The following is a 14,513-nucleotide window of genomic DNA, read 5'->3' on the forward strand; positions in this document are numbered from 1 at the left end:
ACATGCTACCGGGATTGGCCGCAGCCCGCTGAAACGCGAGGTTGCCGTCGACCAATCCCGAATCCCCAATCACCAATCCCGGCTACTCGATGTTCTGCACCTGCTCGCGGATCTGGTCGATCAACACCTTCAGATCCACGGCGGCATTGGAGGTGCGGCTGTCCACCGACTTGGAGCCCAGCGTATTGGCTTCGCGGTTGAATTCCTGCAGCAGGAAGTCCAGGCGGCGACCGACCGGTTCGCGCTGCCTGAGCACGCGACGGATCTCGGCGATGTGGCTGGACAGGCGGTCCAGCTCCTCGTCCACATCCAGCTTCTGCAGCCACAGCACCAGCTCCTGCTCGGCACGGCCCGGGTCGACCGGATGCGGCAGGTCGGCCAGGCGCGCGGCCAGCTTGGCGCGCTGACCTTCGCGAATCACCGGAATCAGGACGCGCACCTCGGCGGCGATGCGTTCGATGGCATCTACCCGCTCGCTGATCGCCTCGGCCAGCTTGGCGCCCTCGCGCTCGCGCGCGATCACGAAGCTACCCACCACCTCCTCCAGCAACGCCAGCGCCTGTGCCTGCAACGCGGGGGCGTCCACGTCCTGCACCTGCAGCACGCCGGGCAGCTGCAGCAGGTCGGTGAAGCCGACCTGCAATTTGGGGAACAGACCATCCAGCCGCGTGGCCAGCGCACCCAATTGCTGTAGCAGCGATTCGTTGACCGCCAGCGTCTGCGCGTTGTCGGGCGCGCGCAGGCGCAGCGTCAGATCCAGCTTGCCACGGCTGTTTTTCGCCGCCACCCGCTCGCGTAGCAACGGTTCCAGCGCACGCAATTCCTCGGGCAGACGCACACCCACTTCCAGAAAGCGGTGGTTGACCGAGCGCAGCTCGCAACCGAGCGTGCCCCAGGGTGTGATGCGTTCGCTGCCAGCGAACGCCGTCATGCTTCGGATCATCGTCAATCCCGTGCCGTCAAAGCGCGAATGGTACCCTAGCCGCCCTCGCCGGCTGCCTGCACGCTGCGCAGTGGCGCCAGACCCACCTCCCGACTTCCGGACTCATCGCATGACCTTTTCCCGTCCCAGCGGCCGCACGGCCGACCAGCTGCGCCCGGTGCGCATCGAACGCGCCTTCACCCGCCATGCCGAAGGCTCGGTGCTGGTCAGCTTCGGCGACACCCGCGTGCTGTGCACCGCCAGCGTGGAAAACCGCGTGCCGGGCTTCCTGCGCGGCAAGGGCGAAGGCTGGGTCACCGCCGAATACGGCATGTTGCCGCGCTCTACCCACACCCGTTCCGACCGCGAGGCTGCACGCGGCAAGCAGGGCGGACGCACGCTGGAAATCCAGCGCCTGATCGGCCGTGCACTGCGCGCCTGCGTGGATCGCAATGCACTCGGCGAACGCACCATCACCCTGGACTGCGACGTGCTGCAGGCCGATGGCGGCACCCGCACCGCGGCCATCACCGGCGCATACGTGGCGTTGGCCGATGCGGTGAACCTGCTGATCAAGCGCGGCGACATCAAGAAACACCCGCTGATCGGCGCGGTGGCTGCGGTGTCAGTCGGCATCTATCGTGGTGAACCGGTGCTGGATCTGGATTACCCGGAAGACAGCGACTGCGATACCGACATGAATGTGGTGATGAACGACGGCGGCGGTTTCATCGAGCTGCAGGGCACGGCCGAAGGCCATGCGTTCCGTAGCGACGAACTCAACGCGCTGCTTGCCCTGGCCGAGAAAGGCATGGGCGAGTTGTTCGCACTGCAACGCGCTGCGCTGGCCGGATGAGCCGTCGTATCGCCCTGACCACCTTGCTGGTTGCCGATTACGATGCGGCCATTGCCTGGTACGCCGGCGCGCTGGGTTTCCACGTGCTGCAGGATCGCCCGCTCGATGACGGCAAGCGCTGGGTCGTGATCGGCCCGGGCGGTGCAGACGATGCCGCCCTGCTGCTGGCGCAGCCTGCCAACGCCACGCAACGCGCGCGCATCGGCGACCAGACCGGTGGGCGGGTGGATCATTTCCTCTACACCGATAACTTCTGGCGCGACCACGCGGCCATGCAGGCGTTCGGCGTGGAATTTCTGGAAACCCCGCGCGAAGAGCCGTACGGCACGGTCGTGGTGTTTCGCGATCTGTACGGTACCAAGTGGGATCTGCTGGAGCCCAAGCAATGAAACAACTGGTCCTGGCCAGCGGCAACGTCGGCAAGCTGGAAGAACTGCGTGCCATGCTCGCCGGCCTGCCGCTGCGCATCGTCGCGCAAGGCGACCTGGGCGTGGAAGATGTCCCGGAAACCGGCCTGACCTTCGTCGAGAACGCGCTGATCAAGGCGCGCCATGCCAGCGCGGTGACCGGTTTGCCGGCCCTGGCCGATGACTCGGGGCTGATCGTGGATGCATTGGATGGCGCGCCCGGTCTGTACAGCGCGCGCTATGCCGGCAGCCCAACCGATGCGCAGGCCAACAACGCCAAGTTGCTCGATGCGATGCGCGAGGTTCCGACCGATCGCCGCAGCGCGCGGTTTTATGCGGTGATCGTGTTGCTGCGGCATCCGGAAGATCCGCAGCCGCTGATTGCCGAAGGCAGTTGGGAAGGGGTGATCACCACCGAACCGCGCGGCGCTGGCGGCTTCGGCTACAACCCGGTGTTCCTGGACCCGGTGTATGGCCTGACCGCCGCGGAGATGGACACCGCGTTGAAGAACCGTCTCAGCCATCGTGCGGTCGCCCTGGCTACGCTGCAGCACAAGCTGCATGCGATGGCGCTGTAAGGCACGCCTCGCGCAATGCCCCAGCTGATTCCGCCGCCGCTGTCGCTCTACGTGCACCTGCCCTGGTGCGTGCGCAAATGCCCGTACTGCGATTTCAACTCGCACGCGGCCAAGGGCGTGCTGCCGTTCGAAGAATACGTGGATGCGCTGATCCGCGACCTGGATGCGGATCTACCGCTGGTGTGGGGCCGCGTGGTGCATTCGGTGTTCTTCGGCGGCGGCACGCCCAGCCTGTTTCCGCCGCAGGCGATCGACCGCTTCCTGCAGGCCGCGGCGGCGCGGCTGCGTTTTGCCCCGAATCTCGAAATCACCCTGGAAACCAATCCCGGTACCGCAGAACACGGCCGTTTCGAACACTACCGCGCTGCGGGCGTCAACCGCCTGAGCTTCGGCGTGCAGACCTTCGACGACCTGGCACTGCAGCGACTTGGCCGCATTCACGACAGCGCCGAAGCCGAGCGCGCGATCAAACTGGCGCAAGACGCCGGCTACGATAATTTCAATATCGACCTGATGTACGCGCTGCCCGAGCAGACGCTGATGCAGGCCGAGCACGATCTGGAGCGCGCCTTCGCGCTGCAGCCGACGCACCTGTCGCATTACCAGCTCACGCTGGAGCCGAACACGGTGTTCTTCGCGCGGCCGCCCAAGGGCATTCCCGACGACGATGCCGCCTGGGATATCCAGGAGCACTGCCAACGCCTGCTGGCCGACGCCGGCTACGCCCAATACGAAGTCAGCGCGTACGCCAAGCCCGGGCGACAGTGCGCGCACAATCTCAATTACTGGCGCTTCGGCGACTACCTGGGCATTGGCGCGGGCGCACACGGCAAGATCAGCTCCGGTGCCCAAGAGCACGTGTTGCGGCGCTGGAAACACAAGCATCCGCAAAGTTATCTGGCCAGTGCCGGCACCGCCGCATCCATCGGCGGCGATGAAATCGTGCCGGGCGAACGGCTGCCGTTCGAATACATGCTCAACCTGCTGCGCCTGCATGAGGGCTTCCGGCTCAGCAACTTCGAGGCTGCGACGGGCCTTGCGGCCTGCGTCATCGACGCGCCGCTGGCGCGCGCAGTGGCGCAGGGCTGGATGAGGCGGCAAGACGGGCGCATGGTGCCGACCGAGTTGGGAAGGCGCTTTACCAATGACGTGGTCGAGCTGTTCCTGGTCTGAGCGCAGCGAAGAGCTGCGTTCACTGCCAGGTCGGCGCGGCCGGGCGCCTGGCATCGGCATGTATCGCCTGCGTCCAGTACGCCATCACGCCTGGCTGACCCGTGCGCGAGGTGTGAGCGGGCCTGGGCGCGTTGGCAGTACCGATGGATCGGCCGTCCGAGCTGCCGCATACCCGCATGACCACCGGCTGGCACACCGCAGGCCGCATGCGCCGGCGCGCGCCGATGCCGCGCGGTCAGCAAAAAAACATGCTACATAGCTCACGCTTCGAACCGAGCCCACCTCCCCCGGATGTCCATGCACGTGTCTTCCATGCAACCTGCAGTTAGCGGCCCGATTGCCGATGCGCCGGTGTCCGCGCGCGGCCGGCGACTGCTCGGCATGCTGCACGCGCAGTGCGTGCAGGCATTGAGCGGGCCGCTGCGGCTGACTGTCGTCGAGCTGGAGCGCGAGCTGTTGCATCAGGCCGAGCATGCACGCAATAGCCAGATCCAGGCCGAAACCTACGCACAGATGCGCGGCCTGCGCGACCACATCGACCGGTTTCCGCAGGCATTCCTGCAGGAACTGGCGCACGCGCTGGCCAGCCTGCGTGAGCGCCCGGTGCCGACACCATTGACCGATGTGCCTGCGCAGACACAGATGCTGACCCTGGTCGAAGACACCGATATCGACCGCGACATCGTATTAAGCGACATCGCGCGTCGCGAAACGTCGCGGCGTGCCGATGCCCTGCACCTGCTGGCGCAGCGCCTGGCGGTGATCGGCGCGGTGGCCGAATTCGAGCTGGAAGAACTGCCGATGGGTCCCTACGCGCTGTGCCGCATCGTGCGCCAGTGCGGTCAGACGCTGGGGCTGAACCTGGATGGGCAGCTGACGCTGTACAAGGTGTTCGAGCGCCAGGTGATGGACCGCCTGGGCGACCTGTTCGAAAGTGCCAACGGCGCGCTGGCCCAGGAAGGCATCCTGCCGGGGCTGATCTATCACCCGTATCTGGTCAAACCCACGCAGGTGCAGTCGCGGCGTGCGCCACCGGCAGCGGCGCATGGGTCGAAGGACGCTGCCGCAATGAGCACGCCCGGTGCGGGCCCGCGCACACCGCGACCGGCCAACGGCTGGGCGGGCCAAGCCGCACCGACGGCGTGGCAGAGCGCCTTGCTGGATCCCGCTGCCGCGCCACCAGCCATGGCAATCGCCGCACCTGCGCAGGCGCTGTCGCCGGCGCTCAACGACGCAGTCCAGGCGCTGGGCGGCTTGATGGCGTCGGCACGGCAGTCGCAGGCAGCGGTGCACGCAAGCCACGCAGGCGCGGGGGCGCCCGCCCATCACGAGGTCATGGCGCCCTCTCCCACCTCGCTCGCCGCTGTGGCCCAGGCATCGCAGCACAGTGCCGCCGCTGCGGTGCCCAAGGCAGCGCTTGGCGATGCCTTGGCCAGCCTGCAAGGCGTGCTGGCCACGCAGGCGGCAGCAACGCCACATGCATCCGGCATCGATGCGGTGCAGCGGCAGGTGCTGAAAGTGCTGCGCCGTCAGCACGGCCCCGATGCCGCGCTATCGCCGCAGGACAACGACACCTTCGACCTGCTCGGCCTGCTCTATGCGCAAATGCAGCGCGAAGTGCGCGAGCAAGCTCCCGCCCAGGCGCTGCTTGCCAAGTTGCAGGTGCCGGTGGTGCGCGCAGCGTTGGCCGACGCGCATTTTTTCGTGCGCGACCAGCACCCGGTGCGCGAACTGCTCAACACCGTCGCCGAGTCCGGGGCCGTGTGGCTGGGCGAGGACGATGCCGACCCGCAACTGCTGCACAAGCTGGGCAGCGCGGTCGACAAGATCGTCAACGACTATCAAGGCGACGAGGCTGTTTTCGCCGCGGCCAACGACGACATCCAGACGCATCTGCGCACCCTCGCGCGCAAGGCCGAGGTGGCCGAGCGGCGGCATGTGGATGCTGCGCGCGGAAAGGAGCGGCTGGAATCTGCCAAGCAGCAGGCCCAAGCGCGCATCGAGCAGCTATGCGAACAAAGCGCGCCGCCGCGCTTTGTGCAATCGCTGCTGCGCCAGGCCTGGTCGGACGTGCTCACGCTGACCTTGCTGCGGCAGGGCGAGCAGTCGCCCGAATGGGAAGAGCGCCAGGCGCTGACCGCACGCATTGGCGAGGTCACCTGCCGCAGCAAGGGCCAACCCACCGACATCGCGCTGGGCACCGACGTGGAAACCGCGTTGCTGCAGGTGGGGTATCACCACGATGAAGCAGCGGCGATCGCACGGCGCTTGTCCACGCCCGGTGGCGAGGACGAGGTGACCTCGCGCACCGAGCTTGCCGCCAAGCTCAAGGCACGCGCGCGGCTTGGCGACCAGGGCGACAACGCTGCGCGCAAGCAGGCGGCTACGCCGCGCACGCCCGCCGAAGAGGAGTGCTACCTGCAGGTGCGCAGCTTGCCGTTCGGCACCTGGTTCGAATTCGTGGTCAACCAGCAAGGCGACCTGCGCCGGCAACGCCTGTCCTGGTACAGCCCGATGACCGGCAACGCGCTGTTCGTGAATCAGCGCGGGCAGAAGGTTGGCGAGCACTCGCTGGACAGCCTGGCACGGCTGATGGCCGGTGGGCAGGCACGTTTGGTGGTGGAAGAGAAATCGCGTCTGATCGATCGCGCCTGGCATGCCACCGTGCGCACGCTGCGCAGCCTGGCCGGCCAGTCGCCTGTTGCCGAGGCCCAGCCATGATCCAGGACACCCGCCGCGCACCGCGCCGCCAGCCGACCGACCTGCTGCCGGTCGTCGACATGCTCAGCGAGGCGCAGATCGGCCGGGTCGGCAATGTGTCCGAAACCGGCATGCTGTTGTTGGCCTCGGTGCCACTGCACGACGACGCCCTGTACCAGTTGCGCTTTTCGCTGCCCGAACGGGTTGGCCGCGCGACCGAGATCGATGTCGGCGTGCATCTGCTGTGGTCCGAAGCCGCACACGCACCCGGGCAGGCCTGGGCGGGCTTCCGCTTCCTGACCATGTCCGAGCCGCACCGGCAACGCCTGCGCGCCTGGATCGCCGAAGAACATCTGGCCGGGTAAGCGCGGCCGACACACGGCCACGCAATGGCCAAGCGGGCGCTGCCGCTGCCTGCCGCTGCAGGCCCATACGTCGCCTGTTGCTCCTTCGCGCCGGCGGTCGTCCACGGACGATTGCGCCCTGGTTGTCGGCCGTATCAGACACAGCGCCGTTGCAGGGATTGCGGCAAACTGCGCATCGCCTTTGCATTGCCGATCGAGCCCCGCATGCCCCAACCCTCCTTGAGCAGCCTGTACTCCGACCACCTGCGCACTCTCACCGCGCGCGCCGACGAAGCGCTGCAACGCGGCGGCTTCGAGCATCTGGTGGTTCCCAGCGGCAGCACGCATTACCAGCTGTTCGACGACCGCGATTACCCCTACGCGGTGAACCCGCAGTTCAAGGCCTGGGTACCGCTGACACGGGTCCCCAACAGCTGGCTGGTCTACACGCCGGGCAAGCGCCCGACGGTGATCTTCTATCAGCCGTTCGACTACTGGCATGTGGTGCCCGACGCGCCCAGCGGCTGGTGGGTCGACCACTGCGACATCCACATCATCCGCACCCCGGAGCAGGCGCTGGCGCTGCTGCCCAAGCACGCTGAGCGCTGCGCGATCCTCGGCGAGCCGCAAAGCACGCTCGGTGCATACGTGCCGAACAACCCGCAGCCGGTGCTCGATTCCCTGGAATACCAGCGCGCGTTCAAGACACCCTACGAGCTGGCATTGCTGCGCATCGCACAGCAACTGGCGGTGCGCGGCCATCGCGCTGCGGAAGCCGCGTTCCGCGCCGGCCAAAGCGAATTCGGCATCCACATGGCGTATTGCGCGGCAGTGGGCCAGGACGCCAATGACTTGCCGTACGGCAACATCATCGCGCTCAACGAACACGGCGCGGTGCTGCACTACACCGAACTGGGCCAGCAGCCGCCGCAACCGCTGCGTAGCTTCCTGATCGACGCCGGCGCCTCCGCATACGGCTACGCCAGCGACATCACCCGCACCTACGCCGCCGACCCCGGCAGCGACTTTCAGGCACTGATCGACGCGGTGGACGCCGCCCAGCTGCGCATGGGCCAGAACGTGCGCGCCGGCGTGGACTACAAGCAGTTGCACATCGAGGCGCATCTGGCGTTGATGGGCATCCTCAAGGAGTTCGGCGTGCTGACCGTCTCGCCGGAAGCGGCTTTGGCCACCGGCGTCAGCGCCGCGTTCTTCCCGCACGGCCTGGGCCATCTGATCGGCCTGCAAGTGCACGATGTGGCCGGTTTTGCCGCAAGCGACCGCGGCGGCCGCATCGAACGCCCGGCCGGCCACCCGTATCTGCGCCTGACCCGCGTGCTGGAACCCGGCATGGTGGTGACGATCGAACCTGGCGTGTACTTCATCGACATGCTGCTGGACGAAGTGAAGAAGAACGGCCACGCCGCCAGCGTCAACTGGCAGCGCGTGGAAGCCTTCAAGCCCTACGGCGGCATTCGCATCGAAGATGAGGTGGTGTGCACCGACGGCAGCGCGGAAAATCTGACCCGCCCGGTCTTTGCCTCCGCATGAGCACCAGGCGCAACTGACGACACTACGGTTGCGCTGAAGTGGGCGCTCAGCCGCGCCATCCACCGCCCGATCACGCCCGGCAACGTTTGGGCACCACCCTACGGAACACCGCCATGAACGACCCACGCCAGAGTTCGCACCCGGACCACCCGATGTATCAACAGATCGAACGCGGCGTGCATGCGATCGACGCCGCGCACGGCCGCGTCCCCGACCAGACCAGCGCACGCCTCACCGCCGCCTTGCTGCCACTGGCCAAGGAAGGTGGGCTCGTGCGCGTGGATCATGTGCTGATGAGCGAAGCGAACGATCGCGGCGTGCACGGCGGCGAAAACGTATTCGTGGTGCAAGGCGACCCGGCCAACCCGGCGCATCTGCGCGCGCACATGAAAACCGAACAGGCGCTGGGCACGCCGGAAGAGCAATCGTTCGAGCGCGCGCGTCAGCTCGGCGGGCAGAGCGCGCCAGTGCAACAGCCCGAACGCACGCAGGCGCCGCAGCTGGGCCAATAACCGCCAGCCAACCCACGCCTGCGCAGCCGCCGGGCGCGCGCGGCCGATGCCAGGAGCCGTTGTCCGCCATGGCACTGCTGCGGCAATTGCGCTGCGGCAACGCCTGCACCATGACGCCGGCTGCAGCGTGTCGGCCCTTATGAATGTCGTGCACGCCGGCGCTCATGCGCCGCCGGCCATCTCCGCTTCGATCTCGTCGGCACTGCGCGCCAGCGCATCGGTCAGCACACGGTGGCCATCGGCAGTGATCAGCACATTGTCTTCGGTGCGAATGCCGATGCCGCGCCACTTGGCCTCTACCGAAGTGTCGTCGGCCGACACGTAGAGCCCCGGTTCGATGGTGAACACCATGCCGGGCTCGAGCAGCCGCGAATCGCCGGCCAGCCGGTAGTCGCCCACATCGTGCACATCCAGGCCCAGCCAATGGCCGGTCTTGTGCCGATAAAAGCGTTTGTAGTGTCCATCGGCGATGTTGCGCTCAAGTTTTCCCTTGAGCAGGCCCAGGCGCAGCAGGCCTTCGGTCAAGGTTTCCACCGCCGCCAGATGCCCGGCTTCGTACGCCACGCCGGGGCGCGCCTGTGCAAGCGCAGCCGCCTGCGCAGCACCGACCAGATCGTGCAATGCACGCTGCGCTGGCGTGAAGCGGCCGTTGACCGGAAAGGTGCGGGTGATATCGGCCGCATACCCACGATATTCGGCACCGGCATCGATCAGCACCAGCTCGCCATCGCGGCTGCGCGCATTGTTGGCACGGTAGTGCAGCACGCAGGCGTTGCTGCCGGTGCCGACGATGCTGCCGTATGCCGGCCATGCGTCGGCAGCGCGGAATTCGCGCTCGACCTCGGCCTGCAGTTCGTATTCGTGCACACCCGGCCACGCCATCCGCATCGCTGCACGGTGCGCGCGCACGCTGATGTCGGCAGCCTGCTGCATCAGCGCGATTTCGTCGCGTGATTTGAACAGGCGCTGCTCGTGCAACAGATGCCCGAGCTCGAGGAATTCGTGTGGCGGCTGCGCCCCGTGGCGCACCTGCTCGCGCACGCGCTTGAGCCAGCCGATCAATTTGAGATCGAAATCGACATCGCGCCCGAAGTGGTAGTACACGCGGCTACGCCCTTCCAGCAGGCCGGGCAGGATCTCGTCGACATCGTCGATGGGGTACGCATCGTCCATGCCGTAGCGTTCCACCGCACCTTCCTGGCCCTCGCGCGGGCCATCCCAGGCTTCGCGTTCGGCATCGCGTTCGCGGCAGAACAGAATCGCTTCGCCATGCTTGCGGCCGGGCACCAGCACCAGCACCGCCTCGGGCTCCGGAAACCCGCTCAGATACCAGAAATCCGAATCCTGTCGATACGGGTAATGCGTGTCGTGGCTGCGCACGCGCTCAGGCGCGGCCGGCAAGATCAAAATCGCCTGCTCGCCCGCCATCTGCATCAGCTGCTTGCGCCGGCGCGCGTACTCGGCCGCGCCAATCCCGGTGAGCTTCTTCATGCCGGCAATCAGTTCAGACGCTGGCGAAAGCGCGGCCCCATCACGCAGTCGCCATGCAGCAACAGCACCGCCACGCGTACGAATTCTTCGATCTCGGCCAATGCGGTGTCGTCCTCGTCGGCCGCGTCGAAGTCCTCGCTGGAGGCCTGCGCCAGACGCGCCAGATCCTGCAGCGCTTCCTCGCCTTCTTCGCTCAGTGCCGGACGCTGCTGCGCAGCCAGGCCGAAGCCGCCCAGGAAGGCGCGGCACCAGTCGAACAATGCATCGGTGCGCGCCGGCAACGGGGCGCCGTCTTCGACCAGCAGCAGCTCGAAGGCGAAATCGCGGTCTTCCAGTTGCGCCACGGTGGCCTGCCGCAGCTGATCCAGCGCCCCACCCTGCTGGGGCGCCACCTGACCGCTGTCGGCCAGAATGCGCGCCAGCCAGTCGGCGCTGTCGGCACCGCCGCCGGAGAGCCACCCGCACAGTCCACCATGCAACTCCGCCGCAGAGGACGCCAGCGCGAGCTGACGGCTTTCGTGTTGCACAGCGGTTACGTCGGGCAGATCCATCGGGTCATCCAGGCTGAAGAGCGAAAGGTGCCGGCGCACGGCCGGCGATATGACTTCCCAGTGTACCAAGGCGGCCTGCGTGAGCCGCGACCTGCGCGTTTCAGCGCGCGTTCTCCTCCTGCAATGCCGGCCTGCCTGGATCGGTGCCAGGCCTTGCAGGGCTTGGACCGACGCCAGGGATTGGGGCAAGCGTGGGCGCTTGACCACCCCGCGCACGCGCCCCTATCGTGAGCGCATGGACAACGCTGCCGCCCTCGCCCAGATCCGCGCACTCGCTGCCCGCGTGGAGGCGTTGGTGGAGCGTACCCAACGGCTCACCGACGAGAACCGCAGCCTGCGTCACCAACAGGAGCAGCTCATCGGCGAGCGCTCCCAACTGTTGACCAAGAACGAGCAGGCGCGCTCGCGGGTGGAAGCGATGATCGCCCGCCTGAAGTCATTGGAGCAGCACACGTGAGCAACAACGAACCGGTCAGCGTGCGTATTCTGGATCGTGAATACACGGTGGGCGTGACGGCAGACGAGCACGAAAGTCTCACCGCCGCCGCGCGGCTGCTGGATCTACGCATGCGTGAGATCCGCGGCAGCAATCGCATGGCAGCAGTGGACCGTGTGGCAGTGCTGGCTGCGCTCAACTTGGCGCACGAGTTGCAGCAACTGCGCGAACAACAGGCGCTCTACGATCGTGAATTGGCAACGACGCTGGACACCTTGAATCGCCGGCTCGACAGCGTTGCCGACACACCGCGCTGAGTGGAATTCGCACTGCCATCGCAAATATGAATCCTCAAGCCCGCCGACCGACGAGTGGGCTAGCCATCGCGGCACAGAGGTCTATAATTCACCTGCGTTCTCTGCTGTAAACGACAGCGTGCAAAACATTCGCCTTGTCCCTTAATTACGACCACGGGGGCGCGACGAAGCCGGGTGTGCAAGTCCGCCTTGTAGCGGGAAGCCCGATGGCCTCACAACGTCCCCACTTGAACCCCGGGTTCAAGGTCGTTTCGCCCGCATCGTCACGGCGGAGAATGCAAATCTGAAACGGCGCCTTCGGGCGTCGTTTCTTTGTTATGCGTGTACGACTTGCGCGTCCATGCTTTGGCGCACCCAGCATGCCGTCGTCGCCTGCGCAAGGCTGGCGCCACGCGCCTGGTGTTCTTCGAAATACGGGATACTGGTGCACCCACCACGGAGATCCCGAATTGCCGACGCTTGCCCAGATCCTCGACAGCTTCGACCCCGCTGCGGGATTTGACATGCCCGGCAGCTGGCGACAAGGCCGCACCGCGTTCGGCGGATTATCCGCAGCACTCGCCCTGCAGACCGCACTGCGCACAGCGTCATCGGCGTTGCCGCCGCTGAAGTCCGCGCATATCGGGTTCATTGGCCCCGCCGACGGCACCCTGCGCTTCGCTGCGCAGGTGTTGCGCCATGGCAAGTCCGCCACCTCGGTCGCAGTCGATTGCCTGGCCGACAACCAAGTCGCCCTACGTGCGGCATTGCTGTTCGCGCAGCCACGGCCCAGCCGAATTGTCCATAACTTCCTGTCGGCACGGCCGGCAGTGGTCGGCCCCAATGAGGCGAAGCCGATCACCGACAGCGTGGTCACTCCGGCCTTCGTCGTCAACTTCGACATGCGCCTGGCGGGCGGCGCGCTGCCGGTGTCCGCCGCGACCGACCCGGAATTGCTGGTCTGGGCACGCCATCGCGACGCTAGCGGCGTGGACCCGAGCGTGGCCCTTGTCGCGCTGGGCGACTGCCTGCCGCCGGCCGCGATGACTTGCTTCACCGAACCGGCGCCAGTCAGTTCGATGACTTGGAGCTTGGACTTCCCGCAACCGGCCAGCACCGGCGATTGGTTTCTGCTGCGCTCGGTCAGCCGCCATGCCGAGGACGGCTACTCGCTGCAGGACATGCAAATCTGGGACACGGCCGGGCGGCTGGTGCTGTGGGGCCGACAGACGGTGGCACTCTACGCGTGATCCCCAGTGGCGGCCGCGTCTAGGGTGTGTCGTCCATTGCCTATGGCCTATCACCAATTTCTGGGCAGGTTGCGCTGCAATTGCGTGTGCCTGCGGCAAGCAAGCGCGGGGAAATGGACGTCCTTCCACGCCCGAGCGATGACGCAGCAATGGCCGCACACAAGCGCGGTCCTTCTGGTTGGTTCTCGCAGGCCCAATCCAACATATTCGGGAATGGCGGACACGCCCTGGTCAGTGCGCGCGCCGGCGCCGACAATAGCGCCCTGCCTCGCCAAGCCGGCCCGATGACTGACGACGAACGCGATTCCCTGCGCCGACAACTGCGCGCACAACGCCGCGCGCTGCCCGCACCACAGCGATTGGTGGCGGCAGACGCGCTGGCAGAGCGGCTATTGGCCTTGCCGTTCGCACCGCACCGCGGTGCCGTGGCGGGCTATTGGGCGATGGACGGCGAAATTGCGCTGCACCGCTGGCAGCTGACCTTGCCGGCGGGAGTGCGCTACTGCCTGCCGGTGCTGGACGGGCGCGTGCTGCGCTTTGCGCCGTGGCGGCCGGGCCAGCCGCTGGTGAGCAATCGCTACGGCATTCCGGAGCCGGATGTGGCACGCGCCGACACGTTGGCACCGGAGGAGATGGCACTGGTGGTGACGCCGCTGACCGGCTTCGATGCGGCGTGCCGTCGGCTGGGAATGGGAGGCGGCTGGTATGATCGCAGCTTCGCGTTCCGGCATCGCCAGGCGCCGCCTCCCTGGCTGGTCGGTGCTGGCTTCGCTGCGCAGCAGGTGCCCGCCCTGCCTTCCGAAGCATGGGATGTGGCGGTCGACGCCATCTGCACCGAACGCGCCACCTTCCTGAAAGACGACACCGTTTCCGAATGACTGCCCGCAAGCGCTACTGGTTGATGAAGTCCGAGCCGGACACGTTCTCCATCGATGATCTGGAACGTGTCGGCACCGAGCCCTGGAACGGCGTGCGTAACTACCAGGCGCGCAACTTCATGCGCGATGGCATGCAGGTGGGCGATGGCGTGTTTTTCTACCATTCCAACTGCAAGGTGCCCGGCATCGTCGGCATCGCCAAGGTGGCGAGCGCGGCGTATCCGGACGACACCCAGTTCGACCCGTCTTCCGACTACCACGACCCAAAATCCACCCGCGAGGACCCGCGCTGGATGCTGGTGGACGTGGCGTTCGAGCGCAAACTCGCCCGCACGATTTCGCTGGATGAAATCAAGCAACAGGCCGATGCGCTGGGCGAAGGCTTTGCGCTGATCGCACGCGGTAACCGCCTGTCGATCCTGCCAGTGACCGCCGCGCAGTGGAAGTTGCTGCTGGCGATGGAAACGCCGTGATTGGGGATTCGGCAGTTGGGATTCGCCCATTGCCACCCCGCGTGACCGGCTTTTACGAATCCCAAATCCCCAATCACTAATCCCGAGCTCTTACC

16 protein-coding genes and 1 other RNA gene are annotated in these 14,513 nt (G+C 66.6%); 14 read left to right on the forward strand and 3 right to left on the reverse strand.

The genetic code is table 11. The features are described 5' to 3' along the window. Positions 1-82: 82 nt before the first annotated feature. Entirely contained in the window at positions 83-943 is an 861-nt protein-coding gene (locus ACDH77_RS15950) for a YicC/YloC family endoribonuclease (protein ID WP_011348463.1), read from the reverse strand. A 109-nt stretch (positions 944-1,052) separates the two neighbouring features. Here ACDH77_RS15950 and rph point away from each other — a divergent pair, with 109 nt between their 5' ends. From rph to ACDH77_RS15990, 8 genes are all read left to right on the forward strand, one after another. After that, entirely contained in the window at positions 1,053-1,778 is a 726-nt protein-coding gene (gene rph, locus ACDH77_RS15955) for a ribonuclease PH (RefSeq protein ID WP_372353546.1), read from the forward strand. Continuing rightward, positions 1,775-2,167: a VOC family protein gene (locus tag ACDH77_RS15960; protein ID WP_014090965.1), complete on the forward strand. Its 393-nt coding sequence runs from the start codon at positions 1,775-1,777 to the stop codon at positions 2,165-2,167. Before rph ends, ACDH77_RS15960 begins: the two co-directional genes overlap by 4 nt. After that, positions 2,164-2,763, forward strand: coding sequence for an RdgB/HAM1 family non-canonical purine NTP pyrophosphatase (rdgB, locus tag ACDH77_RS15965; RefSeq protein WP_218488862.1), 600 nt, complete (start codon positions 2,164-2,166; stop codon positions 2,761-2,763). Before ACDH77_RS15960 ends, rdgB begins: the two co-directional genes overlap by 4 nt. A 15-nt stretch (positions 2,764-2,778) precedes the next feature. Next, positions 2,779-3,936, forward strand: coding sequence for a radical SAM family heme chaperone HemW (gene hemW / locus ACDH77_RS15970; RefSeq protein WP_218488861.1), 1,158 nt, complete (start codon positions 2,779-2,781; stop codon positions 3,934-3,936). A 291-nt stretch (positions 3,937-4,227) separates the two neighbouring features. Then, positions 4,228-6,657 (forward strand): DUF1631 domain-containing protein, encoded by a 2,430-nt coding sequence (locus tag ACDH77_RS15975; protein ID WP_218488860.1) that lies wholly within the window; start codon positions 4,228-4,230, stop codon positions 6,655-6,657. Continuing rightward, entirely contained in the window at positions 6,654-7,001 is a 348-nt protein-coding gene (locus ACDH77_RS15980) for a PilZ domain-containing protein (protein WP_031424188.1), read from the forward strand. Before ACDH77_RS15975 ends, ACDH77_RS15980 begins: the two co-directional genes overlap by 4 nt. Positions 7,002-7,205: 204 nt before the next feature. Then, positions 7,206-8,531, forward strand: a complete 1,326-nt coding sequence (gene pepQ / locus ACDH77_RS15985) for a Xaa-Pro dipeptidase (protein ID WP_031424190.1) — start codon at positions 7,206-7,208, stop codon at positions 8,529-8,531. A 113-nt stretch (positions 8,532-8,644) separates the two neighbouring features. After that, on the forward strand, positions 8,645-9,043 hold the full coding sequence (locus tag ACDH77_RS15990; RefSeq protein ID WP_008575817.1) for an XVIPCD domain-containing protein: 399 nt from the start codon (positions 8,645-8,647) through the stop codon (positions 9,041-9,043). A 162-nt stretch (positions 9,044-9,205) separates the two neighbouring features. Here ACDH77_RS15990 and ACDH77_RS15995 read toward each other — a convergent pair whose 3' ends face one another. Both ACDH77_RS15995 and ACDH77_RS16000 read right to left on the reverse strand, forming a co-directional pair. Then, a complete protein-coding gene (locus ACDH77_RS15995) occupies positions 9,206-10,534 on the reverse strand; it encodes an aminopeptidase P N-terminal domain-containing protein (protein ID WP_014090969.1) in 1,329 nt (442 codons plus the stop codon). Positions 10,535-10,542: 8 nt separating this feature from the next. Continuing rightward, a complete protein-coding gene (locus tag ACDH77_RS16000; RefSeq protein WP_011348467.1) occupies positions 10,543-11,085 on the reverse strand; it encodes a YecA family protein in 543 nt (180 codons plus the stop codon). A 235-nt stretch (positions 11,086-11,320) separates the two neighbouring features. Between ACDH77_RS16000 and ACDH77_RS16005 the strand changes: the two genes are divergently transcribed. From ACDH77_RS16005 to ACDH77_RS16030, 6 genes are all read left to right on the forward strand, one after another. Beyond that, the gene (locus ACDH77_RS16005) at positions 11,321-11,542 is read left to right on the forward strand and encodes a TIGR02449 family protein (protein WP_003486122.1); all 222 of its coding nucleotides are present in this window, start codon (positions 11,321-11,323) and stop codon (positions 11,540-11,542) included. Further along, positions 11,539-11,838 carry a cell division protein ZapA gene (locus ACDH77_RS16010; protein WP_029820193.1) on the forward strand — a complete coding sequence of 100 codons (300 nt, stop codon included), beginning with the start codon at positions 11,539-11,541 and terminating at the stop codon, positions 11,836-11,838. Before ACDH77_RS16005 ends, ACDH77_RS16010 begins: the two co-directional genes overlap by 4 nt. Before the next feature lie 95 nt (positions 11,839-11,933). Continuing rightward, positions 11,934-12,117, forward strand: a non-coding RNA gene (gene ssrS, locus ACDH77_RS16015) — 6S RNA. Between the two features lie 170 nt (positions 12,118-12,287). Beyond that, positions 12,288-13,067: an acyl-CoA thioesterase II gene (locus tag ACDH77_RS16020; protein WP_031424194.1), complete on the forward strand. Its 780-nt coding sequence runs from the start codon at positions 12,288-12,290 to the stop codon at positions 13,065-13,067. 284 nt (positions 13,068-13,351) lie between these two features. After that, on the forward strand, positions 13,352-13,945 hold the full coding sequence (locus ACDH77_RS16025; RefSeq protein WP_031424196.1) for a 5-formyltetrahydrofolate cyclo-ligase: 594 nt from the start codon (positions 13,352-13,354) through the stop codon (positions 13,943-13,945). Next, entirely contained in the window at positions 13,942-14,418 is a 477-nt protein-coding gene (locus ACDH77_RS16030; RefSeq protein ID WP_029820195.1) for an EVE domain-containing protein, read from the forward strand. The genes ACDH77_RS16025 and ACDH77_RS16030 overlap by 4 nt, the downstream gene beginning before the upstream one ends. Positions 14,419-14,513: the final 95 nt, after the last annotated feature.

Origin of the sequence: Xanthomonas axonopodis pv. maculifoliigardeniae, assembly GCF_041519315.1 — a bacterium.
In the GTDB taxonomy this organism is placed as follows: Bacteria; Pseudomonadota; Gammaproteobacteria; order Xanthomonadales; family Xanthomonadaceae; genus Xanthomonas; species Xanthomonas euvesicatoria.

What these genes read in the sequence shown, in the direction of transcription:
- ACDH77_RS16000 (WP_011348467.1), bottom strand. Translation starts at nt 11,085, where the DNA reads ATGGATCTGCCCGACGTAACCGCTGTGCAACACGAAAGCCGTCAGCTC.
- ACDH77_RS16030 (WP_029820195.1), top strand. Translation starts at nt 13,942, where the DNA reads ATGACTGCCCGCAAGCGCTACTGGTTGATGAAGTCCGAGCCGGACACG.
- ACDH77_RS15950 (WP_011348463.1), bottom strand. Translation starts at nt 943, where the DNA reads ATGATCCGAAGCATGACGGCGTTCGCTGGCAGCGAACGCATCACACCC.
- ACDH77_RS15975 (WP_218488860.1), top strand. Translation starts at nt 4,228, where the DNA reads ATGTCCATGCACGTGTCTTCCATGCAACCTGCAGTTAGCGGCCCGATT.
- ACDH77_RS15960 (WP_014090965.1), top strand. Translation starts at nt 1,775, where the DNA reads ATGAGCCGTCGTATCGCCCTGACCACCTTGCTGGTTGCCGATTACGAT.
- ACDH77_RS16005 (WP_003486122.1), top strand. Translation starts at nt 11,321, where the DNA reads ATGGACAACGCTGCCGCCCTCGCCCAGATCCGCGCACTCGCTGCCCGC.
- ACDH77_RS16025 (WP_031424196.1), top strand. Translation starts at nt 13,352, where the DNA reads ATGACTGACGACGAACGCGATTCCCTGCGCCGACAACTGCGCGCACAA.
- ACDH77_RS15980 (WP_031424188.1), top strand. Translation starts at nt 6,654, where the DNA reads ATGATCCAGGACACCCGCCGCGCACCGCGCCGCCAGCCGACCGACCTG.
- rdgB (WP_218488862.1), top strand. Translation starts at nt 2,164, where the DNA reads ATGAAACAACTGGTCCTGGCCAGCGGCAACGTCGGCAAGCTGGAAGAA.
- hemW (WP_218488861.1), top strand. Translation starts at nt 2,779, where the DNA reads ATGCCCCAGCTGATTCCGCCGCCGCTGTCGCTCTACGTGCACCTGCCC.
- ACDH77_RS15995 (WP_014090969.1), bottom strand. Translation starts at nt 10,534, where the DNA reads ATGAAGAAGCTCACCGGGATTGGCGCGGCCGAGTACGCGCGCCGGCGC.
- ACDH77_RS15990 (WP_008575817.1), top strand. Translation starts at nt 8,645, where the DNA reads ATGAACGACCCACGCCAGAGTTCGCACCCGGACCACCCGATGTATCAA.
- rph (WP_372353546.1), top strand. Translation starts at nt 1,053, where the DNA reads ATGACCTTTTCCCGTCCCAGCGGCCGCACGGCCGACCAGCTGCGCCCG.
- pepQ (WP_031424190.1), top strand. Translation starts at nt 7,206, where the DNA reads ATGCCCCAACCCTCCTTGAGCAGCCTGTACTCCGACCACCTGCGCACT.